Annotated in this window: 23 protein-coding genes; 7 read left to right on the forward strand and 16 right to left on the reverse strand. The window is 70.1% G+C overall.

Annotation, left to right across the window (positions count from 1 at the left end; translation table 11 throughout):
* The first annotated feature begins 15 nt into the window (after positions 1-15).
* The 5 genes from Q0D57_RS05760 to Q0D57_RS05780 all read left to right on the forward strand — a co-directional run bounded on the left by Q0D57_RS05760 (position 16) and on the right by Q0D57_RS05780 (position 6,655).
* Positions 16-1,518, forward strand: coding sequence for an NAD-dependent succinate-semialdehyde dehydrogenase (locus Q0D57_RS05760; protein WP_291039691.1), 1,503 nt, complete (start codon positions 16-18; stop codon positions 1,516-1,518).
* Between the two features lie 2 nt (positions 1,519-1,520).
* Positions 1,521-2,804 (forward strand): iron-containing alcohol dehydrogenase, encoded by a 1,284-nt coding sequence (locus tag Q0D57_RS05765; protein WP_291039693.1) that lies wholly within the window; start codon positions 1,521-1,523, stop codon positions 2,802-2,804.
* Positions 2,801-3,760, forward strand: coding sequence for a 3-hydroxyacyl-CoA dehydrogenase (locus Q0D57_RS05770; protein WP_291039695.1), 960 nt, complete (start codon positions 2,801-2,803; stop codon positions 3,758-3,760). The genes Q0D57_RS05765 and Q0D57_RS05770 overlap by 4 nt, the downstream gene beginning before the upstream one ends.
* Positions 3,761-3,954: 194 nt before the next feature.
* The gene (locus Q0D57_RS05775) at positions 3,955-5,370 is read left to right on the forward strand and encodes a hypothetical protein (RefSeq protein WP_291039697.1); all 1,416 of its coding nucleotides are present in this window, start codon (positions 3,955-3,957) and stop codon (positions 5,368-5,370) included.
* 220 nt (positions 5,371-5,590) lie between these two features.
* The gene (locus Q0D57_RS05780) at positions 5,591-6,655 is read left to right on the forward strand and encodes a spore photoproduct lyase family protein (RefSeq protein WP_291039701.1); all 1,065 of its coding nucleotides are present in this window, start codon (positions 5,591-5,593) and stop codon (positions 6,653-6,655) included.
* Between the two features lie 18 nt (positions 6,656-6,673).
* Here Q0D57_RS05780 and Q0D57_RS05785 read toward each other — a convergent pair whose 3' ends face one another.
* The 3 genes from Q0D57_RS05785 to Q0D57_RS05795 are packed head-to-tail and all read right to left on the reverse strand — an operon-like array spanning position 6,674 to position 9,718.
* Positions 6,674-7,510 (reverse strand): hypothetical protein, encoded by an 837-nt coding sequence (locus tag Q0D57_RS05785; protein ID WP_291039703.1) that lies wholly within the window; start codon positions 7,508-7,510, stop codon positions 6,674-6,676.
* A 31-nt stretch (positions 7,511-7,541) separates the two neighbouring features.
* Positions 7,542-8,813: an alpha-hydroxy acid oxidase gene (locus Q0D57_RS05790; protein ID WP_291039705.1), complete on the reverse strand. Its 1,272-nt coding sequence runs from the start codon at positions 8,811-8,813 to the stop codon at positions 7,542-7,544.
* 8 nt (positions 8,814-8,821) lie between these two features.
* Complete coding sequence (locus Q0D57_RS05795; protein WP_291039708.1) at positions 8,822-9,718, reverse strand: FCD domain-containing protein; 897 nt, start codon at positions 9,716-9,718, stop codon at positions 8,822-8,824.
* A gap of 129 nt (positions 9,719-9,847) precedes the next feature.
* Between Q0D57_RS05795 and Q0D57_RS05800 the strand changes: the two genes are divergently transcribed.
* On the forward strand, positions 9,848-10,357 hold the full coding sequence (locus Q0D57_RS05800) for a DUF1707 domain-containing protein (RefSeq protein WP_291039711.1): 510 nt from the start codon (positions 9,848-9,850) through the stop codon (positions 10,355-10,357).
* A gap of 220 nt (positions 10,358-10,577) precedes the next feature.
* On the opposite strand, the gene Q0D57_RS05805 is transcribed toward Q0D57_RS05800, so the two are convergent.
* The 5 genes from Q0D57_RS05805 to chvE form a co-directional block, all read right to left on the reverse strand.
* Positions 10,578-11,261, reverse strand: a complete 684-nt coding sequence (locus tag Q0D57_RS05805) for an endonuclease/exonuclease/phosphatase family protein (protein ID WP_291039713.1) — start codon at positions 11,259-11,261, stop codon at positions 10,578-10,580.
* A 41-nt stretch (positions 11,262-11,302) separates the two neighbouring features.
* Positions 11,303-12,532, reverse strand: a complete 1,230-nt coding sequence (locus Q0D57_RS05810; protein ID WP_291039715.1) for an ROK family transcriptional regulator — start codon at positions 12,530-12,532, stop codon at positions 11,303-11,305.
* A gap of 84 nt (positions 12,533-12,616) precedes the next feature.
* The gene (gene mmsB / locus Q0D57_RS05815) at positions 12,617-13,837 is read right to left on the reverse strand and encodes a multiple monosaccharide ABC transporter permease (protein ID WP_291039717.1); all 1,221 of its coding nucleotides are present in this window, start codon (positions 13,835-13,837) and stop codon (positions 12,617-12,619) included.
* A 5-nt stretch (positions 13,838-13,842) separates the two neighbouring features.
* A complete protein-coding gene (gene mmsA / locus Q0D57_RS05820) occupies positions 13,843-15,372 on the reverse strand; it encodes a multiple monosaccharide ABC transporter ATP-binding protein (RefSeq protein ID WP_291039719.1) in 1,530 nt (509 codons plus the stop codon).
* A 104-nt stretch (positions 15,373-15,476) separates the two neighbouring features.
* A complete protein-coding gene (gene chvE / locus Q0D57_RS05825) occupies positions 15,477-16,604 on the reverse strand; it encodes a multiple monosaccharide ABC transporter substrate-binding protein (protein WP_259525495.1) in 1,128 nt (375 codons plus the stop codon).
* 276 nt (positions 16,605-16,880) lie between these two features.
* Here chvE and xylA point away from each other — a divergent pair, with 276 nt between their 5' ends.
* Positions 16,881-18,071 (forward strand): xylose isomerase, encoded by a 1,191-nt coding sequence (gene xylA / locus Q0D57_RS05830; RefSeq protein WP_291039723.1) that lies wholly within the window; start codon positions 16,881-16,883, stop codon positions 18,069-18,071.
* Positions 18,072-18,125: 54 nt separating this feature from the next.
* Here xylA and Q0D57_RS05835 read toward each other — a convergent pair whose 3' ends face one another.
* From Q0D57_RS05835 to Q0D57_RS05870, 8 genes are read right to left on the reverse strand one after another with little or no spacing between them, the layout of a single operon-like run.
* Entirely contained in the window at positions 18,126-18,422 is a 297-nt protein-coding gene (locus tag Q0D57_RS05835) for an antibiotic biosynthesis monooxygenase (RefSeq protein WP_291039726.1), read from the reverse strand.
* Between the two features lie 28 nt (positions 18,423-18,450).
* On the reverse strand, positions 18,451-19,467 hold the full coding sequence (locus tag Q0D57_RS05840) for an LLM class flavin-dependent oxidoreductase (protein WP_291039728.1): 1,017 nt from the start codon (positions 19,465-19,467) through the stop codon (positions 18,451-18,453).
* Positions 19,464-19,742, reverse strand: a complete 279-nt coding sequence (locus Q0D57_RS05845) for a TIGR04076 family protein (RefSeq protein WP_291039730.1) — start codon at positions 19,740-19,742, stop codon at positions 19,464-19,466. Before Q0D57_RS05845 ends, Q0D57_RS05840 begins: the two co-directional genes overlap by 4 nt.
* A 1-nt stretch (position 19,743) precedes the next feature.
* The gene (locus tag Q0D57_RS05850) at positions 19,744-20,052 is read right to left on the reverse strand and encodes a hypothetical protein (RefSeq protein WP_291039735.1); all 309 of its coding nucleotides are present in this window, start codon (positions 20,050-20,052) and stop codon (positions 19,744-19,746) included.
* Positions 20,049-21,302: an acyl-CoA dehydrogenase family protein gene (locus Q0D57_RS05855; protein WP_291039747.1), complete on the reverse strand. Its 1,254-nt coding sequence runs from the start codon at positions 21,300-21,302 to the stop codon at positions 20,049-20,051. The genes Q0D57_RS05850 and Q0D57_RS05855 overlap by 4 nt, the downstream gene beginning before the upstream one ends.
* A 40-nt stretch (positions 21,303-21,342) precedes the next feature.
* Positions 21,343-22,110, reverse strand: a complete 768-nt coding sequence (locus Q0D57_RS05860; protein ID WP_291039749.1) for an SDR family oxidoreductase — start codon at positions 22,108-22,110, stop codon at positions 21,343-21,345.
* The gene (locus tag Q0D57_RS05865) at positions 22,107-22,922 is read right to left on the reverse strand and encodes an amino acid ABC transporter ATP-binding protein (protein ID WP_291039751.1); all 816 of its coding nucleotides are present in this window, start codon (positions 22,920-22,922) and stop codon (positions 22,107-22,109) included. The genes Q0D57_RS05860 and Q0D57_RS05865 overlap by 4 nt, the downstream gene beginning before the upstream one ends.
* Entirely contained in the window at positions 22,919-23,743 is an 825-nt protein-coding gene (locus Q0D57_RS05870) for an amino acid ABC transporter permease (RefSeq protein WP_291039798.1), read from the reverse strand. Before Q0D57_RS05870 ends, Q0D57_RS05865 begins: the two co-directional genes overlap by 4 nt.
* Positions 23,744-23,780: the final 37 nt, after the last annotated feature.

Raw genomic sequence — 23,780 nt, forward strand, 5'->3', positions numbered from 1 at the left:
GAAGGGATGGATTCGATGACGACTCTCACCACCGAGGCCGACGTGAGCGGCGAGGTGACCCTGCGGGGCCACCGCATCCGCACCGGCCTCTTCCTCGACGGCCGCTGGCAGTCGCGGCCCGACGGCTTCGACGTGATCAACCCCTCGACCGGAGCGGTGATCGCGCGGATGGCCGACGGCACGGCCGACGACGGCCTCGCCGCACTCGACTCCGCCGCGCGGGCCCAGGACGGCTGGCGCCACGTCGCGCCCCGCGACCGCGCCGACCTGTTCCACCGTGCTCACCGGATCCTGCTCGAGCGAGCCGACGCGATCGTCGAGACCATGACGCTCGAGAGCGGCAAGCCCGTGGCCGAGGCGCGCGGGGAGTTCCAGCTCTCGACCGACTTCTTCCTCTGGTACGCGGAGCAGGTGGCTCACCTGCACGGCACCTACGCCGAGGGTTCGCGCGGCGGCTACCGCGTGGTCACGACCCACCAGCCGGTCGGGCCGTCCCTCCTGATCACGCCGTGGAACTTCCCCCTGCTGATGATCGCCCGCAAGGCCGGTGCCGCGCTCGGCGCGGGCTGCACGGTGGTCGTGAAGTCGGCGAAGGAGACCCCTCTCACCTGCGCGCTCTTCGTGGAGGCCCTCGACGACGCCGGCTTCCCGCCCGGGGTCGTGAACCTCGTGCACACGACGCACTCGGCCGACGTCTCCGCCGCGGTCATGGCCGATCCGCGCCTGCGCAAGGTGAGCTTCACCGGCTCGACCGGCGTGGGCAGCACGCTCCTGAAGCAGGCGGCCCCCGGTGTCGTCAACGCCTCGATGGAGCTCGGCGGCGACGGCCCGTTCGTGGTGCTGGAGGACGCCGACGTCGAGCTCGCCGCGCAGCAGGCCATCGTGTGCAAGTTCCGGAACGCCGGCCAGGCCTGCGTCGCCGCGAACCGCATCATCGTGCACGAGGCCGTCGCCGAGGAGTTCACGGCGCGCTTCGTGCAGCTCACCGAGGCGCTGCGGGTGGGCGACGGATTCGAGGAAGGCGTCGATGTCGGGCCCATCATCTCCGCTCGCCAGCGCGACGGCGTGGCACGACTCGTCGACCAGCTCTCCTCCATCGACTCCGAGCTGCTCACCGGTGGCGCGCCGGTCGACGGCGACGGCTACTTCTTCACCCCGACCGTCTTCCGCATCAACGACCGCGAGAACGACGTGTGCAACCAGGAGCTGTTCGCGCCGATCGCCACCATCTACACCGTCGACTCGACCGCCGAGGCCATTCGGGTGGCCAACGACACGAGCTACGGACTCGCCGCCTACGTCTTCACGCGCGACCTCTCGCGGGCCATCGCTGTGAGCGAGCGGCTGGAGTCCGGCATGGTGGGCATCAACCGCGGGATCATGGCCGACCCGGCGGCGGCCTTCGGCGGCGTCAAGTCGTCCGGGCTCGGCCGCGAGGGCGGGCACGAGGCGATCTACGAGTTCCTCGAACCGAAGTACCTCGCCATCACCGTCGATGAGAGCAAAGGACTGGACTGACCATGAGCACGACCACCACTGACAGCGTCGTCGGCACCCTCCCCGGGAGGCGGCCGTCGGTCGCCCAGCTCGGGATCCTCCGGCAGCCCAAGACCGTGCTCTTCGGCCCCGGCCAGCGGCACCAGCTGCCGCACATCGTCTCCGCCATCGCGGAGCACCTCCTCGTGACCACGGATGCGCGGATGGCCACCACCCCCGAGTTCCTCGAGATCGTCGACGCCATCCGGGCCGCCGGGGTGGAGGTCTCGATCTACGCCGAGGCCGAGCCCGACCTTCCGCGGGAGGACGTCGTCGCCGTGGTCGAGCGCTTCGGGGCGACGCAGATCGACGCCATCCTCGGCATCGGGGGCGGGTCGTGCATGGACCTCGCCAAGGTCGTCTCCGTGGTGCTGGCCAACGGCGGCGACGTGCGGGACTACTACGGCGAGTTCCTCGTGCCGGCGCCGGGCGTCCCCGTCATCACCGTGCCCACCACGGGCGGCACGGGAGCGGAGGTCACGTGCATCTCGGTGGTGTTCGACACTGAGAAGGGCATGAAGGTCGGCGTGGCGAGCCCGTTCCTCGAGGCCCACACCGCGGTGATCGATCCCGAGCTCACGCTCAGCTGCCCGCCCGGGCTCACTGCGGCGACCGGGGCCGACGCGCTGTCGCACCTGATCGAGGCGTTCACCGACCGCGTGAAGACCCCGACGCCCGAGGAGATCGCCGGAAAGCTCTACATCGGCAAGAACCCGCTCACCGACATCTACTGCCGGAACGGCCTCGTGCTCCTCGGCAGCTCGCTCGAGGCGATCGCGGCCGACCCGTCCGATCTCGATGCGCGCTCGGCCACCATGCTGGCCGCCTACAGCGCCGGCATGGCCATCAACACGGCGGGCACCGCGGGGGCCCACGCCATCCAGGGTGCCATCGGCAACCTCACCCACACCCCGCACGGCTTCGGCATCAGCGCCCTGCTCCCGTATGTGATGCGCTTCAACCTGCCCACCCGGGTGGAGGAGTTCGCCGAGATCGGACGGCTGCTCGGTGCGGCCAACCCCGCATCGCCCTCGATCGACCAGGCGCACGCGGGCATCCTGCGGGTGGAGGAGATCCTCGCCGCCCTCGGCGCCCCCCTCGACCTCAAGACGCTCGGGCTCTCGCCGGACGACTTCGGGTTCGTGGCCGACCAGGCGATGTTCGCCACGCGGCTGACCGCGAACAACCCGCGCGAGCTCACCAAGGAGCTCATCGTGGCCGTCCTGGAGCGCGCGTACGCCGGAGACCGCAGCTGGTGGGAGGTGTGAGCGAGCCGGGCGCCGCCCCCGAGGGGATCGCCGTGCTCGGTGCGGGCTCGATCGGGGTGGCCTTCGCCGTGCTCTTCGCCGGGGCCGGCCGGAGCTTGCGGGTGTGGGACGCCTTCCCGGAGGTCTTCGATCGCGCGCGTCAGGATCTGGCGTCGCGGCTGAGCCTGCTGGCCGAGCACGGACTGCTCGAGGGCGATCCGGCCGAGGTCGCATCCCGGGTCACCTTCGTGCGCGATCTCGCGGAGGCCGTGGCCGATGCGGCCCTCGTGCAGGAGTGCGCTCCCGAACGGATCGAGCTCAAGCGGGAGCTGTTCGCCGCCGTCGACGCGCAGGCCGCCGAGCACGCGGTGCTCGCCTCGTCGAGTTCGGCCATCACTCCGTCGTCGATCGCGGCGGGGGCGGACGACTCCCTCGCCGCGAGGCTCATCGTCGCCCACCCGGGAAATCCGCCCTACCTGCTCTCGGTGATCGAGCTCGTCCCCTCGCCGCGCACGGATCCCGCTGTCGTCGACCGCGCCGCCGCGATCTACCGCGCGGCGGCGATGCGCCCGGTCGTCGTGCAGAAGGAGGTGGAGGGCTTCCTGTTCAACCGCCTGCAGGGGGCGGTGCTGCGTGAGGCGTACGCCCTCGTGCGGGACGGTGTCGCCTCGGTCGACGACATCGACGAGGTGATGAGGAGCGGCCTCGGCCGCCGGTGGAGCTTCATCGGACCGTTCGAGACCGTCGACCTCAACACCCGCGGCGGCCTGGAGTCGCACGCCTCGAAGATGGGGCCGGCCTACGAGCGGATGGGTGCCGAGCGCGGCCAGCACGATCCGTGGACGCCGGACCTCGTGGCCGAGGCCGTCTCGCAGCGCCGCGCCGTGCTGCCACTGGAGGGCTGGGACGAGCGCGTGGCGTGGCGTGACGAGCAGCTGATGAAGCTCAAGCCCCTCTGGGACGCGATGCGGGACTGAGGCGGCGGAGTCCCTCGGCTGCGGTGCCCCCTGCCCTCTCCCCGACTTGACAGAAGTCGCGCGTAAGAGTCCCGACTTGACACAAGATGTGCCAAGTCGGCGCTCTTTCGCGCATCTAGTGTCAAGTGGGCACCCACTCCGGGCACCGGCGGCCCGCGCTTGGCGCAGGCGCGGGATCGTGCGACGGTGAGGGGATGGGGAAGAACGAGGGGTCGAAGGGCGTCGTCCGGATCGGGCGGCACGCGGGGGTCGGCAGCATCGCGCTCGTGGTGGGGGCGTCGGCAGCGCTCGGGCTGCTGTTCGCGGCGCCCGTGGCGGAGGTGCTCGACGCCGTCAACATCGATCTCGGAGGTGCGGAGTGGTTCGTCGGCTTCCTCCTCACGGGGATCGTGTTCGCCGGCATCATCCTGCTCTGCCTCTCGCTCGCCTACGGCACCGTGCACTGGAATCCGCAGAAGGGGACGGTCAGACTCCGGCGACGCGAGGTCCCCGTCAGCTCCATCACCGTGGCGTGGCGCACCGTCTCCTCCTCCGGTCTGAACGGCTCCGCCTACCTCGTGTACCGGTTCGTCTCCACCGAGGGGGCTTCCGTGCGCGTGCTCGTGGCTGGTCGGCCCGTGCGCGGGCTCGATGCCGAAGGCCTCAGCGCGCTCATGCGCTTCGTGGGGGAGCTGCCGCTGGAGGCTCCCGCGGGCGCGGCCGTCGACGCCGCGGGCCTCACCGATCAGCAGCGAGCCGCCGCGGTCGCCCTCACGACCGGCGGCGGGAAGTCGCGGGTGGGGCGCGACACCCTTCTAGCGGAGCTCGCCGTGCTCACGGGGGCCGCCGCCGGAGCGGAGGCCGGTGCCGGTGTCGCCGGATCGCCGCCCCAGCCGGGCGCGGGCGGCTACCCAGCTACCTCGGATCCGATCACGCCGCCGCAGCCCGCCCCGGGAAACCCCGCCGGCACCATCTTCAGCGCCCGCGCCGCCGAGCTCGAGCGGGAGTGGCAGGCCGACGACGAGAGCGCCGTCGCCCTCCTGCTCGCCGAGCCCGCTCCGGCCCGCATCGTGCGACGCGTCTTCTTCTGGCTCATCGCGGCCGCTCTCGCCGTCGCCGCTCTCGCCCTTGTGGCCGCCGTCATCGGGGAGACCGTCGGGGGCGGGCTCCTGCCGAGCGACGCCAACGAGATCGTGGGGCTCCTCGTGCTCGGGGCGGGCGGCGTCGCCCTCCTCTTCTATCTGGTCTGGTGCGCCGCGGCCGACACCGACCTCCGCAACCGGCGTCGCCTCGCCCACCGCTGGCTCGAGAACGCCGATCCGGATGCGCGCACCCGCGGCATCCCCCTCCTCCTGCTCGCGGCGTGGGGCGAGCACCCTCGCCGCCTCTTCACCGCCCTCTCCTTCCTCAGTCTCCTCTTCGGCCTGCTCGCCGCCCTGGCGGCCATCGTGCTCTTCACCGACGACGAGTTCCCCGTGCTCGTGCCCACGCTCGCCCTTCTCGGTGGTGTGGCCCTGCTCGTCCTCGGCATCCTGGGCTTCGTCCGCGTGCAGCGCGGCCGCCGCACCGACGCCGAGGAGCTCGTGCTGCTCGGCGGCTGGCGGGTGGTTCCGCCGGAGGTGCGCGACTGACCGCCCCGCCCGCGCGCCTCCGCCCGAGCCCCGCGCCTGCCCGCCCCTCCTCGACTTGACAGAAGTTGCGCCCAAACGCGCCGACTTGACACAAGATGTGCCAAGTCGGCGGTTTTGGGCGCAACTTCTGTCAAGTGGGGGACTGCCGGGCGGGAGGGGGCGCCGCCCCGACGAGCACGAGCGGCACCGGCGTCGGTGGGTGCCGGTAGACAGGAGGCACATGCCACCCTCCCGCCTCCTCGACATCCGCCGCATCTACGCCGAACCCGCCGCGGCCGCCTCGGCGCGCGGGCAGGAGATCCTGTCGCGCTGGCCCGAGGCCACCGTCGTGCCCGTGGAGTCGCACTGGCGCATCCCGGAGCTCCACGGCGACGAGGCGAACGTCGCCCGCTGGGTGCGCATCAAGACCGAGGCCCTCGTGCTCGGCGAGAAGAAGAGCATCGCCACCCGCCCCAACGGCCGCTCGGCCGACTTCATCGCGCCCTCGCTCTCGAACGGTTGCGCGATGGCCTGCGTCTACTGCTACGTGCCGCGCCGCAAGGGCTACAGCAACCCGATCACGGTGTTCACCAACGTGGAGCAGATCAGCCGCCACGTCGCCAGGCACATCGCGAAGCAGGGCGTGAAGCCCGAGCCCAACCAGTGCGATCCGGAGGCCTGGGTCTACGACATCGGCGAGAACAGCGACTGCTCGGTCGACGCCATGATCAGCGACAACGTGCGTGAGGTCTGCGACCTGTTCCGCATGAGCCCCACCGCGAAGGCGTCGTTCGCCACGAAGTCCGTCAACCGCGAGCTGCTCGAGTGGGATCCGCGCGGCCGCACGCGCATCCGCTTCTCGGTCATGCCGGCCGAGACCGCGAAGGTCACCGATCTGCGCACGAGCCCCATGGCCGAGCGGATCGCCGCGATCGACGACTTCGTGGAGGCCGGCTACGAGGTGCACCTCAACCTCTCACCCGTCATCCTCACTCCCACCTGGGTGGAGGACTGGCGCGCCCTGCTCGAGCAGATCGCCGACACGATGGGACCGGCCGCGAAGGCGCAGCTCGCCGCCGAGATGATCCTCCTCACCCACAACGCGCCCCTGCACGAGGTCAACCTGGGCTGGCACCCGCGCGGCGAGGAGCTGCTCTGGCAGCCGGGCCTGCAGGAGACGAAGCTCTCGCAGAACGGCGCCGAGAACATCCGCTACCGCCGCGACCTCAAGGCCCGTGCGGTGCAGACCCTCAGCGCCCTCGTGCGCGAGACCCTGCCCTCCTGCCGCATCCGCTACGCGTTCTGAAACCGGATCACGGACCGGCTACGGCGCAGGCCGGGCCCGCAGCTCGACCGTGGGATACGCCGGAGCCAGCGACTCCGCGAGCGCGACGGCGGCCGGATCAGGCACCGTGATGTCGAGCAGCTGCAGCGGCGGCAGGTCGCCCACGGGCTCGACCGGCCAGGCGTGGGCGGAGAGGATAGGGACCTGCTGCTCCGACAGGTGCTCGAGCAGCGCCACGGAGTCGTCGATGGGCGCGAGTGGTTGTGCCGTCACCGCCAGGAGGTCGTCGGGCGTGGTGGCGGTGAAGGTGAGGTTGGTCTGCACGCCACCGGCCTCGTCGGCGGCGGCCAGCATCTGCTTCACCGCCGCCAGGAGCTCGGCCGGATCGGAGGTCGGCAGCTCCACGCAGAAGAAACCGCCGCACCCGCCCTCGCCGCGAGCGCTGAGCACCGGGTAGCGGGGGTCGTCACGGAGGGCCAGGAAGACGTTGAGGGTGACGCGGCCGCCGAGGTTCGAGTAGCTCTCGCCCTCACCGACCGTGGCGCCGACGAGCGGATGCTGCCACCCGGCTTCGCGGGCCCGCCGCTCGGCCGCGGTGGTCACGTCGATCAGCTCGGCATCGCCGATGTCGGGCTCGAGCACCATGTCGATCGTGATCGCCTTGTTCCAGGGATCGTCGGACACCCACGAGGTCGCGCTCAGCACGTGGTCCTGCTCCTCGACCCACTCGGCCACCCGCGCGCCCACGTCGGCACCCGGCCCCGCGCATCCGCTGAGCAGACCAGCGAGGGCAACGACCGCTACAGCCGCGACGACCGCGACGGGCGGGAGTGTCGCAACCGACGGCGTTGCGGAATGTCGGGGCGATGATGTCATCCCCTCACTCTACCGAGAAGATGACGATTCGTCAGCGCTGCGCGTCGGCCATCGCCACGGCCACCGGCGACACCGCGCGCGGCGCGAGCCGCTCGAGCTGCGTGACGTGCGACGGGTTCAGCTCCTCGAGCGCGTTCACCCCGAGCAGCCGCATCGTGCGGGCGATCTGCTCGCCGAGGATCGCGATCATCCGGTCGACGCCCTCGCGCCCGCCGGCCATGAGCCCGTAGAGGTAGGCGCGGCCCACGAGCGTGAAGCGCGCCCCGAGCGCCACGGAGGCCACGATGTCGGCACCCGACATGATGCCGGTGTCGAGGTGGATCTCCATGTCCTTCCCGAACTCGCGCGAGACATCCGGGAGCAGGTGGAACGGGATGGGTGCACGGTCGAGCTGACGCCCGCCGTGGTTCGAGAGCGTGATGCCGTCGACCCCCATGTCGGCGAGCCGTGCCGCGTCGCTGAGGCTCTGCACGCCCTTGACCACGACCTTGCCCGGCCACTGGTCCCGGATCCAGGCCAGGTCGTCGAAGGTCACGGTCGGGTCGAACATCGAGTCGAGCAGTTCGCCCACGGTGCCCGACCAGCGGTCGAGCGAGGCGAACGCGAGCGGCTCGGTGGTGAGAAAGTTGATCCACCACTCCGGCCGCGGGATGGCGTTGACCACGGTGCCGGCGGTGAGCTGCGGCGGGATCGAGAAGCCGTTGCGCTTGTCGCGCAGCCGCGCCCCCGCCACCGGCACGTCGACCGTCACGAGCAGGGTGTCGAACCCGGAGGCGGCCGCGCGCTCGACGAGCGCCATGGAGCGCGGGCGGTCCTTCCACATGTAGAGCTGGAACCAGTTGCGGCCCGTGGGGTTGGCCTTCTTCACGTCCTCGATGGCGGTCGTGCCCATGGTCGAGAGCGAGAACGGGATGCCGGCGGCTCCGGCGGCGCCCGCACCCGCGACCTCGCCCTCGGTCTGCATCATGCGCGTGAAGCCCGTCGGCGCGATGCCGAACGGCAGCGACACCGGGGCCCCGAGCACGTCCCACCCGGTCGAGACGCGCGAGACGTCGCGGAGCACCGAGGGGTTGAACTGGATGTCCTCGAACGCCTGGCGGGCCCGGGTGAGGCTGATCTCGCCCTCGGCGGCACCCTCGGTGTAGTCGAAGGCCGCCTTGGGGGTGCGCCGCTTGGCGATGGTGCGGAGGTCGGCGATCGTGAGGGCGGCGGCCAGGCGCCGCTTCTTGGCGTTGAGCTCGGGCGCCTTGAACTGCATGAGCGGGGCGAGGTCTTTGATCTTCGGGATCCTGCGCTGGACCATGGTGACTCCTAGTGCGTGCTGACGGGCTGGGGGCGGGCCGCGACGAGAGTCTCGGCGTGGTAGGTCTCGATGTGCGAGCGGATGCGCGCTTCCGCGCTCGCGGGGTCACCGGCGCGGATGGCGGCGAGCACGTCGCGGTGCTCGGCCCGCAGCCGCCGTGCGGTCGCGGGCCAGTCGCCGAGACCGGCGGCACCGTGCCGCACATAGGCCTCGATCGAGTCGCGGAGGCCGGCCATCATGGTGGCGAGCACGGCGTTGCCGGAGGCGGCGGCGAGGGCGCGGTGGAAGGCCTGGTCGAGGGCGAGGAAGTTGTCGCGCTCGGCTGCTCGGTCGGCGCTGGCGGCTCCTCCGGCTTTCGCGGCCTCCTCGGGCACCGTGGCTCCTCCGGGCGCCGCGGCTCCGTCGGGCAGCGCGGCCACGTCGGCCAGCCCGGCCCCTTCGGCCAGCCCGGCCCCTTCGGCCAGCGCGTCCATCGCGTCGAGCAGCTCCTCGGCGGTGCCGAGCTCTGGCTGCCGGCCGGCGCGCACGGCGGTGGCGAGCTCGGCGGCCACGGCGCACTCGAGCACCACGCGCGTCTTCACCACGTCGGGCACCGCGAAGCCCTGCGCCGCGACCTGCAGGCGGATGAGCGCGGCCAGCCCGCCCGTGGGCCGTGCGACGATGACGGCACCGGACTGCGGGCCCGATCCGGTGCTCGTGCTGATGAGCCCGAGCACCTCGAGCACTCGAAGGCCCTCGCGCACGCTCGATCGGCCGACCCCGAGCTCGGCGGCGAGGGCGCGCTCGGGCGGGAGGTGGTCGCCGGGGCCGAGCCGGCCCTCCACGAGGTCGCTCTCGACACGAGCGAGCACGCGCTCCCAGGAGCGCTCTGCGCCCGCGGCATCCGAGGCCTCTCCGATCGCCATTCCGCTCCTGCTCGTGTGGTCAGACCATGTGGTCAGACCACACTACCGCGCCGATCCGGCAGAAGCCAGCACCAGGCATCCGCCGGGTGCCGGATGCCGGAAGCGGCGCGGATGCGGCAGAGTGAGAGCATGACCGACTACAGCGACGCCGCCGGTGCGAGCATCCGTCTGAGCAACTCCGACCGCGACGAGGCCGTCGCGCGGCTCGCCCGCGCCCACGGAGACGGGCGGCTGACCGCCGACGAGTACACCGAGCGCTCCGACACCGCGAAGTCGGCCACGACGCGCGGCGAGCTCGCGCCGCTGTTCGCCGACCTGCCCGACACGACCAACGAGAGCGTGATCGGCTCGACGGCCGGCTCCGCTCCCGACCCCGACTTCGGGCCGCCGCCGGCTGCGGCCTACCCCTCGAAGCCGGGCGACGAGTCCCGCGACAGCTACAACCGCACCCGCCCGCTCGGCGGCACGGCCGGCGTGGTCGCGGTGAGCGTCACGCCGCTCATCGCGCTCGCGGCCTTCCTGCTCTGCGGCTTCTTCGCCCCCGACGGCTTCGCCTGGTCGTGGCTGTTCTGGCTCGCCGTCCCCATCGTCGGCATCATCGTCTACGGCCCCGCGGGCCGCTCCGGCAACCGCGACTGACGGGATTCCGCGGGCGCCTCGCTCGCCCGTGACGGACGCGGGCCCTCCGCCGGGGCATCCACTTGACAGTAGTTGCGCCTAAAACCGCCGACTTGGCACATCTTGTGTCAAGTCACGCGCTGGAGGCGCAACTTCTGTCAAGTCGAGGGCGTCGGGCCGGGGACGGGGCGACGGGCCGGGGACGGGGCGTCACGCCGAGGATCGCGCGACGGGCCAGGGCTCAGTCGTCGACGCCCGCGCGGATGAGGATGGGCAGGTGGTCGCTCTCGCCCTGGGGGAGGGTGTCGATCGAGTCGATGCGCGTGTGCGCCGAGGTCACGAAGTCGAAGTGCCCCTTGAAGTACTTGTAGCGCGCATACGTGGGCTTGTCGCTGAACGAGAGCAGGTAGCCCGCCTCCTCCATGCGCTCCGACAGGTTCGCGCGGAACCACGGGTAGTTGTAGTCGCCCACCATGATCGTCGGGAGCGAGGGCCCCATGATCCGCAGCGCGTCGTGCGCCGCCGCGATCTGCTTGCGCCGCAGCGAGTTCGACGCCGTGAGCGGAGCCGCGTGGAACGAGCCCACGAGGATCTCCTTGTCGATGAGCTTGTCGTGCAGCTTCGCCGCGAGCAGCCGCTCGTGCGCCGGGGCCATCACGCGGTCGTGCATCGACTTGCGGAGCGCGAACACGCGCGTGCCCGTGAGATCGAACCGGTCGTCGCGGTAGTAGACGGCGAGCCCGAGCCGGTTGGTCTTCGTGGAGTCGGCCAGCACGAGGTGGTCGATGCGGTCGGGCATGTCCTGGGTGTCGCACTCCTGGAGGCACATCACGTCGAGGTCGTAGATCCTCGCGAGGTCGAGCAGCTCCCCGCTGGCGTGGTGCTTGCGCAGGTTGTAACTGAGGATGTTCAACTCGCGTCCCATGCTCGCCATTCTGGCATGGCCGGGCGTCGCCGAACCTGGGGTCACGCGGTGAGCGCGGGCGCCGTCCCGGCGGGGTCGGCCAGGAGCTCCTCGAACGCGAACTCCGCGGCGCCCACGATGAGCAGCCGTGAGCGGAGCTGTGCCCGCTCGAGTGTGAGCCCTGCGGCGAGCTCGCCGAACGAGGCGTCGCGCACGCCCTGCTGGATGCGCTCGGGATGTGCCGCCATGAGCGACCCGAGGAACCCGCCGAGCAGCACCCGCTCGGGGTTGAACACGCTGATGAAGTTGGCGAGGCCGAGGCACAGCACATCGATCTGCCGCCGGATCTCCGTCTCGAGCGCGGGATCGGTGCTCGTGGTGAGCACCTGGTCGAGCTCGTCGGCGTCGATGGTGTCGCGGCCGATCACGGCGAGGATGCGGTTCAGCTGCACCTCGGTCTCGAGGCAGCCCGAGCGGCCGCAGTGGCAGAGCAGTCCGCCGGGGTTCACGAGCGTGTGACCGAGCTCGGCGCCGTAGCCGCTCGCGCCGCGGAGCGGGACCCCGCCCACGAGCACGCCGCCGCCGATGCCGCTGGGGCTGCCGTTGACGTAGACGAGGTCGGAGACGCCGCGGCCCGCGCCGTAGATGCTCTCGGCGATCACGCCGACGTTGGCGTCGTTGGCCGCCACGGCGGGGTAGCCGAGGGCTTCGCTGAGGAGCTCGGCGAGCGGCTCGTCGTGCCAGTCGAGATGCGGGGCGAGCGCGACGACACCGGTGTCGACGCGCACGAGGCCGGGTACGGCGATGCCGATGCCCGCGATGCGGAAGGTGGACTCGAGCTCGCCGCGCATCCCGTCGACGACCGCCTTGACGATGTTGACGGTCTCGCGCACGCTCGGCAGGCCGTCGGTCTCGTAGCGGATGCGCTTGTGCACGACGCCGCCGAGCCCCACGAGGCCGATGATGATGGCATCCGTGTCGGGGTTCACGGCGAGGGCGGCGATCCGGTCGTTGGGATGCACGTAGGGGCTCGGCCGGCCGACGGTGCCGTGCTCGGTGCGGGCCGTCTCATAGGCGAGGTCCAGGTCGACGAGCTCGCCCACGAGGGCGGCGATGGTCGAGCGGTTCAGCCCGAGCTTGCGGGTGAGGTCGGCGCGGGTCTGGGCGCCGCCGTGGTGGAGCGTGGTGAGGATGGTCGAGAGGTTGTGCCGACGGGTCTGGTCGTTGCTGTTGCCGACGCCGGCCACGAGGGGGCGGGAGGTGGCAGGGCGTGAGGAGCCGACGGTGGTCACGACGCCTCCTTGGCAGTTCGGGGTGGAGAAAAGGGACGTGCGGAGTCGGGGGCGATCGTCTGGCGACCGCCCCCGAGACTGGCCTCAGCGGCCGGAGCGCCTCTTGTTGATGATGTCGAAGGCGACGGCGAGCAGCAGCACGAGGCCCTTGATGGCCTGCTGCCACGCGGCGTCGACCGAGAGGATCGACAGTCCCATGTTGAGCACGCCCATGACGAGACCACCGATGACGGCGCCGACGACGGTTCCGACACCACCCTGCACGGCCGCACCACCGATGAACACGGCGGCGATCGCGTCGAGCTCGTAGTTCTGACCGGCCGAGGCCACGGCCGAGCCGGCACGGGCGGTGGCGACCACACCGGCGAGGCCGGCGAGCACGCCCATGTTCACGAAGATGGCGAAGTTGATCCACTTCGTCTTCACACCGCTCATCTGCGCGGCGAACAGGTTTCCGCCCATCGCGTAGACGTGACGGCCGAAGACCGAGCGGTTGAGGATGAAGGTGTAGAGCAGGATCAGCACGGCCAGGATGATCAGGATGATCGGGGTGCCCGAGTAGCCGCTCAGCTGCCAGGCCAGCGCCATGATCGCGATCACGAGGATGGCGCTCTTGATGATGGTGGAGACGGCGGGCTCGCGGGGGAGGTCGAGCTTCTTGAGGGTGGAGCGGGTGCGGATCTGCTGGATCACGAAGCCGGCCGAGGCCAGGAGTCCGAGCACCAGGGTGAGCACGTCGCGGCCGTCGAGGGCCTCGCCGAGGAAGGGCGGGATCCAGCCGGCGCCGATGGCCGTGAACTCGTCCGGCAGGCCCGAGATGGTGCCGCCGGTGAGCAGCACGAGGGTGAGGCCACGGAAGATCAGCATGCCCGCGAGGGTCACGATGAATGCCGGTATGCCCACGAACGCCACCCAGAAGCCCTGCCAGGCGCCGATCACGGCTCCCACGACGAGGGCCAGGATGACGGCGGCCCACCAGGGCATGCCCCAGCTGTTCATGGCCAGGGCGGCCACCGCTCCGACGAGCGCCACGACCGATCCCACCGACAGGTCGATGTGGCCGGCGATGATGACGATCACCATGCCGATCGCGAGGATCAGCACGTAGGAGTTCTGCTGGATCAGGTTGTTGATGTTGCCGGGCATGAGGAGGCGCCCGTTGGTGAGGATCTGGAAGAGCACGATGATGATCGCGAGTGCGGCGAGGATGCCGTACTGCCGCAGATCGATCCGCAGCTTCCTCGGGGATTTGACCGGAGCCTTGCCCGTGGGCTCGCTCGGTGCTTCGGTGGCCGTGTTGCTCATCGGGGTCAGTCCCTTCCCGCGGTCATGTAGTGCATGAGTGTTTCCTGCGTCGCCTCTGCTTTGGCGACCTCGCCGGTGATCCGGCCTTCGGAGATGGTGTAGATGCGGTCGGAGAGACCGATCAGCTCGGGCAGCTCGGAGGAGATCACGATGACCGCCTTGCCCTGCGCCGCGAGTTCGTTGATGATGCCGTAGATCTCGTACTTGGCGCCCACGTCGATGCCGCGCGTGGGCTCATCGAGGATGAGCACGTCGGGGCCGGTGAACATCCACTTCGAGAGCACGACCTTCTGCTGGTTGCCGCCCGAGAGCTTGCCCACGATGGCCGAGACCGACGGGGTCTTGATGTTCATCGAGGCCCGGTACTCCTCGGCGACCTTGGTCTCCTTGTTGCGGTCGACCACCCCGCCCTTGGCGAGCTTGTCGAGACCGGCGGCCGAGATGTTCTCGGCGATGTCGGCGATGAGGTTGAGCCCGTACTTCTTGCGGTCCTCGGTGGCGTAGGCGAGCCCGTTCTGGATGGCCTCGCTCACCGTGCGGGCCTGGATCTCCTTGCCGGCCTTGAAGACCTTGCCGGAGATGTTGATGCCGTAGGAGCGGCCGAAGATGCTCATGGCGAGCTCGGTGCGCCCGGCGCCCATGAGCCCGGCGAAGCCGACGATCTCGCCCGCCTTGACCGTGAACGAGGCGTCGTCGACGATCTTCCGCTCGGTGTCGACCGGGTGGTAGGCGTTCCAGTTCTCGACCCGGAAGTACTCCTCGCCGATGTCGGGGGTGCGCGGGGGGAACTGGTTGTCGAGCGGGCGGCCGACCATCGAGCGGATGATGCGAGCCTCGGAGGCGTCGTCCTCCTTCATGCTGAAGGACTCGATCGTCTTGCCGTCGCGGATGATCGTGACGGTGTCGGCGATCTTGCGGATCTCCTTCAGCTTGTGGCTGATGATGATGCACGTGATGCCCTGCTCGCGCAGGTGGTTGATGAGCGTGAGGAGGTGCTCGGAGTCGTCGTCGTTGAGCGCCGCGGTGGGCTCGTCGAGGATGAGGAGCTTCACGCGCTTGGAGAGCGCCTTCGCGATCTCGACCAACTGCTGCTTGCCGACGCCGAGCTCGAGCACGGGGGTCGCGGGGTTCTCGTTGAGCCCCACCCGGGCGAGCAGCGTGGCGGCTTCGCGGTTGGTCTTGTTCCAGTCGATGATGCCGCGCTTGGCGTTCTCATTGCCGAGGAAGATGTTCTCGGCGATGGAGAGGTACGGGCTGAGGGCGAGCTCCTGGTGGATGATCACGATGCCGTCGTGCTCGCTGTCGTTGATCGACCTGTACGCGGTCGGGTGGCCCTCGAACTCGATCGAGCCGCCGAACGAGCCGTGCGGGTACACGCCGGAGAGCACCTTCATGAGGGTGGACTTGCCGGCGCCGTTCTCCCCGCAGATCGCGTGGACCTCACCGCGCTCCACGACGATCGAGACGCCGTCGAGCGCCTTCACACCGTTGAAGTCCTTGGTGATGTCCCGCATCCACAGAATCGCGTTGCTCATGGGTCGCGTCGCTGCCTTCCAGTAGGGGTGGGGGTGGAGGGGGGTGGAACAGGATGATCGGCGGCGGCCCCCAGGGAGGCCGCCGCCGACCGTTTCAGTGCTGGTTAGAGACCGACGTCCGAAGCCTTGATGAAGCCGGAGTCGATGAGCAGGGTCTGCACGTCGTCCTTGACGACCACGACCGGGTCGAGCAGGTACGACGGGACGACCTTCTCGCCGTTGTCGTAGGTCTCCTCGTCGTTGACCTCGACCTCTTCGCCGGCGGCGATCGACTGGATCATCTGGAAGACGCGGTCACCCAGCTCGCGGGTGTCCTTCCAGACGGTCATCGACTGCTCGTCATTGAGGATGGCCTGCACGTTGGCCTTGTCGGCGTCCTGACCGGTGATGACGGGGTAGCCCTCACCGGGGGTGTAGCCGGCCGACTTCAGCGAGGCCTCGATGCCGAGGGCCAGGCTGTCGTTCGGGGAGAGGACGACGTCGACCTTCTCGCCACCGGAGTAGAACGAGGAGAGACGGTTGTCCATCTCGGCCTGGGCGTCATCCGAGCCCCAGCCGAGGATACCGATCGACTTCCAGCCGTCGGTGCCGGACGGGTCCTTGCCCGAGGGGATGACGAGCTTGCCCGACTCCACGTAGGGCTCGAGCACGTCCCACGCGCCCTGGAAGAAGAATCCGGCGTTGTTGTCGTCGGGGCTTCCTGCGAAGGGCTCGAAGTTGAACGGGCCGGCAGCGTTCTCGAGGTCGAGAGCGTCGACGATGAACTCGCCCTGGAGCTGGCCCACCTTGTAGTTGTCGAACGTCGCGTAGTAGTCGACGTCGGGGGTGCCGTTGATCAGGCGGTCGTACGCGATGACCGTGATGTCCTGCTTCTTGGCGTCGGCGAGGACCGGGCCGAGGGTCTCACCGTCGATGGCGGCGACGACGAGGATCTTCGCGCCTCCGGCGACCTGGTTCTGGATCTGCGAGATCTGCTGCTCGGTCTTGTTGTCTGCGTACTGCAGGTCGACGGTGCAGCCGGCGTCGGTGAGCTGCTTCTGCAGGCCCTCACCGTCGTTGATCCAGCGCTCGAGCGAACGCGTGGGCATCGAGATGCCGACGTTGCAGTCGCCCGAGGCGGCGTCGCCCGATCCGGAGCCCGAGTCGCTCGAGCCGCCGGAGGAGCAGGCGGCGAGGGTGGCGGCGAGGCCGCCGGCGACGGCGAGAGCCATCAGTTTCTTCGTCATTGACATGGTGGTGTCAGTCCCTTTCATCCTTGGAAGGGGATCACAGCTGTGCGCTATTACTCCCTTGTAACGCGTCAACTCCTCCTGGTGCGGCTTTGTTGACTCCCGAAACATATACCAGCGTCCATGCGAACGCAAAGTTTTCTGGCACCCGTTTTTCATCGTGGCCGAATCGTGATCTTTGACATCCGGGCGCGGATATGAATATGTTGTGGGAGATAACTATTTCGTTGCGCTCGGACTACGAGCCGCTCACCAAAGACGTTGAACTGGAGTGACCTGATGTCGCTGACCCCTACCCGCGAAGACAAGTTCTCATTCGGACTGTGGACCATCGGCTACAACGGTGCCGACCCCTTCGGCGGCCCCACCCGCGCATCGCTCGACGTGGTGCACGCCGTCGAGAAGCTCTCCGAGCTCGGCGCCTACGGCCTCACCTTCCACGACGACGACCTGTTCGCCTTCGGTTCGACGGATGCCGAGCGCCAGACCCAGATCGACCGCCTGAAGGGCGCTCTCGCCGACACCGGCCTGATCGTGCCGATGGTCACCACCAATCTCTTCTCGGCGCCCGTGTTCAAGGACGGCGGCTTCACCTCCAACGACCGGGCCGTCCGCCGCTTCGCGCTCCGCAAGGTGCTCCGCAACATCGACCTCGCCGCCGAGCTCGGCGCCAAGACGTTCGTGATGTGGGGCGGCCGCGAGGGCGCCGAGTACGACGCGGCGAAAGACATCCGCGCCGCTCTCGAGCGCTACCGCGAGGCCGTCAACCTCCTCGGCGACTACGTCACCGACAAGGGCTACGACATCCGCTTCGCCATCGAGCCCAAGCCCAACGAGCCCCGCGGCGACATCCTGCTGCCGACGCTCGGCCACGCGCTCGCCTTCATCGAGACCCTCGAGCGCCCCGAGCTCGTGGGCGTCAACCCCGAGGTCGGCCACGAGCAGATGGCGGGCCTGAACTTCGCCGCCGGCATCGCCCAGGCGCTCTACCAGGGCAAGCTCTACCACATCGACCTCAACGGCCAGCGCGGCATCAAGTACGACCAGGACCTCGTGTTCGGTCACGGCGACCTGCAGAACGCCTTCGCGCTCGTCGACCTGCTCGAGAACGGCGGCCCGAACGGCGGCCCCTCCTACGACGGACCGCGCCACTTCGACTACAAGCCCTCGCGCACCGAGGACGAGACCGGCGTCTGGACCTCGGCGGCCGCCAACATGCGCACCTACCTGCTGCTCAAGGAGCGCGCCGCCGCCTTCCGCGCCGACCCCGAGGTGCAGGAGGCGCTCGCCGCCTCGCGCGTGCCCGAGCTCTCGGAGCCCACGCTCTCGGCCGGGGAGTCGTACGACGACCTCCTCGCCGACCGCGCCTCCTACGAGGACTTCGACGCCGACGCCTACTTCAACGGCAAGGGCTTCGGCTTCGTGCGTCTGCAGCAGCTGGCGCTGGAGCACCTCACCGGCGCTAAGTAAAGCGAGAACGACGTAGGGCCCGTCACCTTTGGGTGGCGGGCCCTACGGCGTTGTTCAGGGGGTGTGGGGGGTGGAGTCGTACTTGGTGAAGGCGGGGGCCGCTAGGGAGGCGGCCGCTATGCGGGTGGTCCAGGCTGCTACGTGGGGCTGGGTGGTGTGGAGGTCGTAGGAGGGGACGTCGTCCCAGGCCTCGTGGAGGACGATGCGGTTCGGCTCGGAGATGTCCCAGCTGAGGCGGTAGTCGATGTTGCCGGACTCCTGGCGGCACTCTGCCGCGAAGGTGGCGGCGGCCGCGGTGATGGCGGCCACCTCGTCGGGGGAGACGGCGACGCCGCCGGTGATGACGAGCATGGGGTTGTCCTTTCGTGGGTGGGGGAGGTCAGAGCGAGGCGCGGAGGGCCGGGAAGACGGCGTCGCCGAGGATCCTGACCGAGGCCATGGTGTCCGGGCCCATCGGGGGTCCGAAGCTGATGTGGTCGACGCCCGCGTCGATCAGAGCGGCGCACTGGTCGATGACCTCGGTGGGGCCGCCCACGATGCCGAGCTCGAGCATCGAGGGGCTCACCGACCGGATGGCGTCGTCCTCGCGGCCCTCCAGCATGAGCGCCTGGGTGCGGGCGAACTCCTCGGGGTCGAGGCCGTTGCTCGCGAGCGCCTCCACCGACAGCGACCCGCTGTAGAGGGCGATGTGCTTGGCGAGCAGCCACCTGGCCTCGTCGCGGTCCTCCGAGATCGAGCACCAGATGCAGGCCGCCACGTCGATCTCGTCGATGCTGCGGCCGGCCTTCTCGGCGCCCGCCGTGATCTGCTCGATCACACCGTAGACGTGCCGCGGCGGCAGGCAGAGCGGCAGTGCGCCGTCGCCGAGCCGCCCCGTCATCTCGAGCATCCGCGGCCCCATCGCGCCCACGTAGATCGGGGCGGGCCGCGCGAAGCGGAGCACGGCCTGCTCGGTCCAGCCGGCGGCCACGCCGGCCAGCCCTATCGGGCTCTCGCCGTTCATCAGCGCCCGGATGGCGATGACCGCCTCGCGCGTGCGCACGACGGGGCCGGGCGGGGTCAGCCCCGCCCAGGAGTAGAAGACGTCGGAACCCGCGCCGAGCCCGAGCAGGAAGCGGTCGCCCGAGAGATCCTGCAGCCCCGACGCCAGCATGGCGATCTGGGCGGGGTGGAGCGACACGGGATCGATCACGGCCGAGCCGAACCGGATCCGCTCCGTCGACATCGCGATCGCCGCGAGCGACACGAGGCCGGGCTCGCCGAACAGATCGTTCCCGATCCAGACCTGGTCGAACCCGGAATCCTCGACGAATTTGGCCTTGGCGGCGAGCGGGCGCACGCCCTCGTGCGAGGAGATGCGGGCGCTGAAGGTCAGTCCGTCTCGGCTGAGGCTCATTCGGGGGTCTCCGGATCGGTGATGCGCTCGAGTCGCATGTACAGCGCCTCGGGTGGGTCGGGGCAGGCGATGAGGGGGCGGGAGTCGAGCCACTCGTCTCCCTCGGGCCGGTCGAGCCGGCTGCTGAGCAGCGGCATCGCGTTCGCGATGGCGAAGTAGCAGAACGGCCGGCCGGTGGGAAGCGACAGCTGGCCGTCGATCACGTCGAAGTGGTCGCCGGCGACGAGTCCGCAGGCGGAGTAGTTCATCGACTCGACGGTGCAGCGCACGTGCATCTCACGCCTCCCCGTCGTGCAGGTACGAGATCTCGGAGACCGGGATGCGATCGAGCCGCATCACGATGTTCTCGGTCGGATCGGGTGAGCAGATGTAGGGCTTCCGTGAGAGCCAGTCGTTCTCCTCGCCGAAGTCGCCGAGGCGGAGGGCCAGCACCGGGAAGACCGCGTTCATGGCGTAGATGTCGAACGTCGCTCCCGGCGGGAGCATCAGGGTCGACCCGACCACGTCGAAGTAGTCGCCGACCTTCGTGGTGCTGGTGGGCGAGTCGACGCGGTCCACGATCACGCGCACGGCGTACTCCGTCACCCGAGCACCGAGCCCGCCGAGCCGGAGGCAGCCGCAGCCGAAGCGCCGGCGGCGTCGAGGTCGTCGAGCAGCAGCCCGGGCCCGTCGGCGTCGACGACGGCCTGGGCGAGGAACCCGTGCATCATCGCACGGCCGCCGACGTGCGCCACCGCACCGTAGGAGTCGCGCACGACGCGCTGCATCGGGTGGTCGTCGAACAGGAAGCGGGCGGAGACCAGGTCGGTGGCGGTCTGCACGACGCGGCGCATGACCTGGGTGGCGGTGGTCTGGGTCGAGATCATGCGCCAGAGCTGGGGCCCGGTGAGCGGCCGGCCGGCCTCGAACAGGATCTCGTCGGTGCGGCGGGCGACCGCGGTGACCCCCGCGTGGAGGTGGTCGACGTCGGCGAGGATGCCGCCGAGCGCCTGCGTGGTCGCCGAGTCGAGCGTGGCCGCGGGGCGGGGCCCGCGCTTGGCCCGCACCGCCTCCACCGCCAGGTCGACGGCGTGCTGCGCGATGCCCACGGCGACGCCCGCCAGGCCGAAGAAGGCGATGTGCACGCTCTTGTTGAGCGGATCCTTCGCGCCGTCGTCGGGCGCCTCGCGATCGAAGGTGTGCGCATCCGGCACGAAGACCGGCACGGGCACCGAGTAGGAGGTGCTCCCGGATCCGCGCACCCCGAGGGTCTGCCAGTTGTGGGCGAACACGATCGACTCCGGCGGCAGCCAGGCGCCGAGCACGAGCTGCTTGCCGCTCGCGCCGATCACGGGCTCGCCGCCCTCGAACGCGAAGCAGCCGCCCAGCACGTGGTGGGCCGACTGGCTGCCGCTGCCCCAGTCCCACGATCCGCTCACCATCCAGCCGCCGTCGACGCGGTCGGCCCGTCCGCGCGGGTGGAACGATCCGCTCGTGGGGCGGTCGGCATCCGGATACAGCTCGGCGTAGGCGTCGACGCCCAGCCGGCCCGCGTACATGCCGGTCGCGTTGAGCACGCCGACGTTCCAGCCGGCCGAGGCGTCGACCCGCGAGATGCGGGTGACCACGCCGAGCTGCTGCTCGAGGCTCATCTCGAGGCCGCCCCGGGAGGCCGGGAAGGCCATCCGGAAGAGGCCGGCGTCGCGGAGCACGCGCGCGACGTCGTCGGGGAGCTGGCGGGCGCCGTCGATCTCGTCGGCCTTGCCGGCGAGGTAGGGCCCCACCGTGCGGGAGTTGGCGATGACGGCGTCGGCCGTGGTGGGAGCGAGGAGGTCGAGCTCGAGGGTGGAGGTCATGGCGCTGGTCCTTGATCGGTGGTTCGAGTGGTCGGGGAGGTCAGGTGATCGGTTCGCCGCCGGTGACCCAGAGGGTCTGCCCGGTCAGGTGTCCGGAGCCCTCGCCCACGAGCAGCGCCGCTGTGGCGGCGACCTCGTGGGTGTCGGGCCAGTCGGGGAGGGCCAGGCGGCCGCGCAGCACCTCGGCGAGCTGCTCGAAGCTCTCGTCGAGCTCGCTGTCGTCGTCGCGGTCCAGGATGCGGCCGGGCGCGATGATGTTCGCCGTGATGCCGTGGCCGCCCTCTTCCAGTGCGAGGTACCTGGTGAGCGTCGTCGCGGCGGCCTTCGCGGCGCCGAAGAGCCCGAACCCCTTCGAGGGCCGAGCCATCAGGGCTCCGGAGACGTAGACGATCCGCCCGAAGCCGGCCGCGCGCATGCCGGGCACCGCCCGTTGCACGAGCGCGAGATGACCTCGGACCCCGTCCAGCTGCCGTTCGAGCAGCTCGAACGGAGCTTCGGCCACCACGGGGTGGCCGTCGTCCGGCGGATGCGCGCAGTTGACCAGGATGTCGACGGGGCCGAGAGCGGCCTCCACCTCGGCGAAGGCGCGATCCACCTCGCCCGGATCGGTGCAGTCGGCGGCCACGGCGATCGCAGGGCCGTCGAGCGCGGCCGCCACGGCTTCGGCGGGACCGCGGGAAGAGCGGTAGTGCACTGCGACCGACGCGCCCAGGGAGGACAGCCGCCCGGCGACAGCCCGGCCGAGGGCCCCGCTCCCGCCCGCGACGAACGCGACCCTCCCGGCGAGCTCGCCTGCCGCAGCGCTCACCGGAGCACCGCGGAGAGGAACGCCTTCGTGCGCTCGTGCTGGGGGTCGCCGAGCACCTGGGCGGGCGGGCCCTGCTCCACGATCCGCCCGGCGTCCATGAACACGACCCGGTCGCCGACCTCGCGCGCGAACCCCATCTCGTGGGTGACCACGAGCATCGTGACGCCGCCGGTCAGGGCGAGATCCTTCATGACCGCGAGCACCTCGCCGACCAGTTCGGGGTCGAGCGCGCTCGTGGGCTCGTCGAACAGCATGACCTTGGGGCGCATGGCGAGGGCGCGGGCGATCGCCACGCGCTGCTGCTGGCCGCCGGAGAGCTGCGAGGGGTACGAGCCCTCCCGGCCGGCGAGGCCGACGCGCCCGAGCAGCGACGTCGCGTACGCCCTGGCCTCGGCCTTGTTCTCGTTCTTGACCGTGATCGGGGCGAAGCTCACGTTCTCGAGCACGGTCATGTGCGGGAAGAGGTTGAAGTGCTGGAACACCATGCCGACCTCCACGCGCTTGCGGCACGCCTCCGCCTCACGGAGCTCGTGCAGCCGACCGTTCCGCAGGCGGTAGCCCACGAGCTCGCCGTCGACCCAGACGCTGCCCGCCCCGATCTCCTCGAGGTGGTTGACGCAGCGCAGCAGCGTGCTCTTGCCCGAGCCGGAGGGGCCGACGAGGCAGACGGTCTCGCCCTCCTCGACGGCGAGGTCGATGTCGTGCAGCACCTGGTTGTTGCCGTACCACTTGTCGACGTGCTGGATGTGCACCATGGGGCGGGCCGCATCCGGGGCCTCGTCGTTCGCGGGGTTCGGGATCCGGTCGCTCATTTCTCCGCCGTCCGTCGCTCGAGGAGGTACTGCCCGATCGAGAACACGATGATCACGAGCAGGTACCAGATGGTGGCCACGATCAGGAGCTCGATCGTGCGGTAGTTGGTGCCGGCGATGCCCTGCGCCACCGTCAGCAGGTCTCCGCCGGCGATGACGGAGACGATGGCCGACGCCTTGAGCATGCCGATGAACTCGTTGCCCATCGGCGGCAGGATGACGCGGAGCGCCTGCGGCAGCACGATGAAGCGCAGCGTGCGGGAGCTCGTGAGGCCGAGGGCTTTCGCGGCCTCGCGCTGGCCGCGCCCGATGGCGAGCAGTCCCGAGCGCACGATCTCCGCCATGTAGGCGGCCCCCGCGAGCGAGAGCCCGGCGACCGACGCGACGAACGGCGTGATCACCTCGGAGATCGGCACGTCGATGAGCACGACCTGGGTGCCCGGGATGCCGATGGTGATCGACTTGAGGAAGAGCCCGAGGTTGCCGAGCAGGATGAGCAGCACGATCAGCGGGATGCCGCGGAACACGAAGACGTAGAACGCCGCGACCGAGCTGATGATGCGGCTCGGCGAGATCCGCATGACCGCGATCACGACCGCCAGCACGACGGCGATGGCCATCGAGACGATCGTGATGACGAGCGTCGACCCGAGCCCCCGCAGGATGCTGGGGCTGAAGAGGAACTCGGCCACCACCGACCACTCGAAGTTCGGATTGGTCGCGATGCTGTAGACGGTGCCGATCACCGCCAGCACCACGATGACCGCGAAGATCATGCGGCCGTAGTGGCGCACGGGCACCACCATCAGATTCCTGCCCACTTCAGACAACTCGTCGTCTCCTCATCGATCGACCCGG

Origin of the sequence: Herbiconiux sp. (assembly GCF_023264895.1) — a bacterium.
In the GTDB taxonomy this organism is placed as follows: domain Bacteria; phylum Actinomycetota; class Actinomycetes; order Actinomycetales; family Microbacteriaceae; genus Herbiconiux.

What these genes read in the sequence shown, in the direction of transcription:
- Q0D57_RS05775 (WP_291039697.1), top strand. Translation starts at nt 3,955, where the DNA reads ATGGGGAAGAACGAGGGGTCGAAGGGCGTCGTCCGGATCGGGCGGCAC.
- Q0D57_RS05765 (WP_291039693.1), top strand. Translation starts at nt 1,521, where the DNA reads ATGAGCACGACCACCACTGACAGCGTCGTCGGCACCCTCCCCGGGAGG.
- Q0D57_RS05790 (WP_291039705.1), bottom strand. Translation starts at nt 8,813, where the DNA reads ATGGTCCAGCGCAGGATCCCGAAGATCAAAGACCTCGCCCCGCTCATG.
- Q0D57_RS05835 (WP_291039726.1), bottom strand. Translation starts at nt 18,422, where the DNA reads ATGCTCGTCATCACCGGCGGCGTCGCCGTCTCCCCCGACGAGGTGGCC.
- Q0D57_RS05795 (WP_291039708.1), bottom strand. Translation starts at nt 9,718, where the DNA reads ATGGCGATCGGAGAGGCCTCGGATGCCGCGGGCGCAGAGCGCTCCTGG.
- chvE (WP_259525495.1), bottom strand. Translation starts at nt 16,604, where the DNA reads ATGTCAATGACGAAGAAACTGATGGCTCTCGCCGTCGCCGGCGGCCTC.
- Q0D57_RS05800 (WP_291039711.1), top strand. Translation starts at nt 9,848, where the DNA reads ATGACCGACTACAGCGACGCCGCCGGTGCGAGCATCCGTCTGAGCAAC.
- Q0D57_RS05845 (WP_291039730.1), bottom strand. Translation starts at nt 19,742, where the DNA reads ATGCACGTGCGCTGCACCGTCGAGTCGATGAACTACTCCGCCTGCGGA.
- Q0D57_RS05855 (WP_291039747.1), bottom strand. Translation starts at nt 21,302, where the DNA reads ATGACCTCCACCCTCGAGCTCGACCTCCTCGCTCCCACCACGGCCGAC.
- Q0D57_RS05840 (WP_291039728.1), bottom strand. Translation starts at nt 19,467, where the DNA reads ATGAGCCTCAGCCGAGACGGACTGACCTTCAGCGCCCGCATCTCCTCG.
- Q0D57_RS05865 (WP_291039751.1), bottom strand. Translation starts at nt 22,922, where the DNA reads ATGAGCGACCGGATCCCGAACCCCGCGAACGACGAGGCCCCGGATGCG.
- Q0D57_RS05805 (WP_291039713.1), bottom strand. Translation starts at nt 11,261, where the DNA reads ATGGGACGCGAGTTGAACATCCTCAGTTACAACCTGCGCAAGCACCAC.
- xylA (WP_291039723.1), top strand. Translation starts at nt 16,881, where the DNA reads ATGTCGCTGACCCCTACCCGCGAAGACAAGTTCTCATTCGGACTGTGG.
- Q0D57_RS05760 (WP_291039691.1), top strand. Translation starts at nt 16, where the DNA reads ATGACGACTCTCACCACCGAGGCCGACGTGAGCGGCGAGGTGACCCTG.
- mmsB (WP_291039717.1), bottom strand. Translation starts at nt 13,837, where the DNA reads ATGAGCAACACGGCCACCGAAGCACCGAGCGAGCCCACGGGCAAGGCT.
- mmsA (WP_291039719.1), bottom strand. Translation starts at nt 15,372, where the DNA reads ATGAGCAACGCGATTCTGTGGATGCGGGACATCACCAAGGACTTCAAC.
- Q0D57_RS05780 (WP_291039701.1), top strand. Translation starts at nt 5,591, where the DNA reads ATGCCACCCTCCCGCCTCCTCGACATCCGCCGCATCTACGCCGAACCC.
- Q0D57_RS05785 (WP_291039703.1), bottom strand. Translation starts at nt 7,510, where the DNA reads ATGACATCATCGCCCCGACATTCCGCAACGCCGTCGGTTGCGACACTC.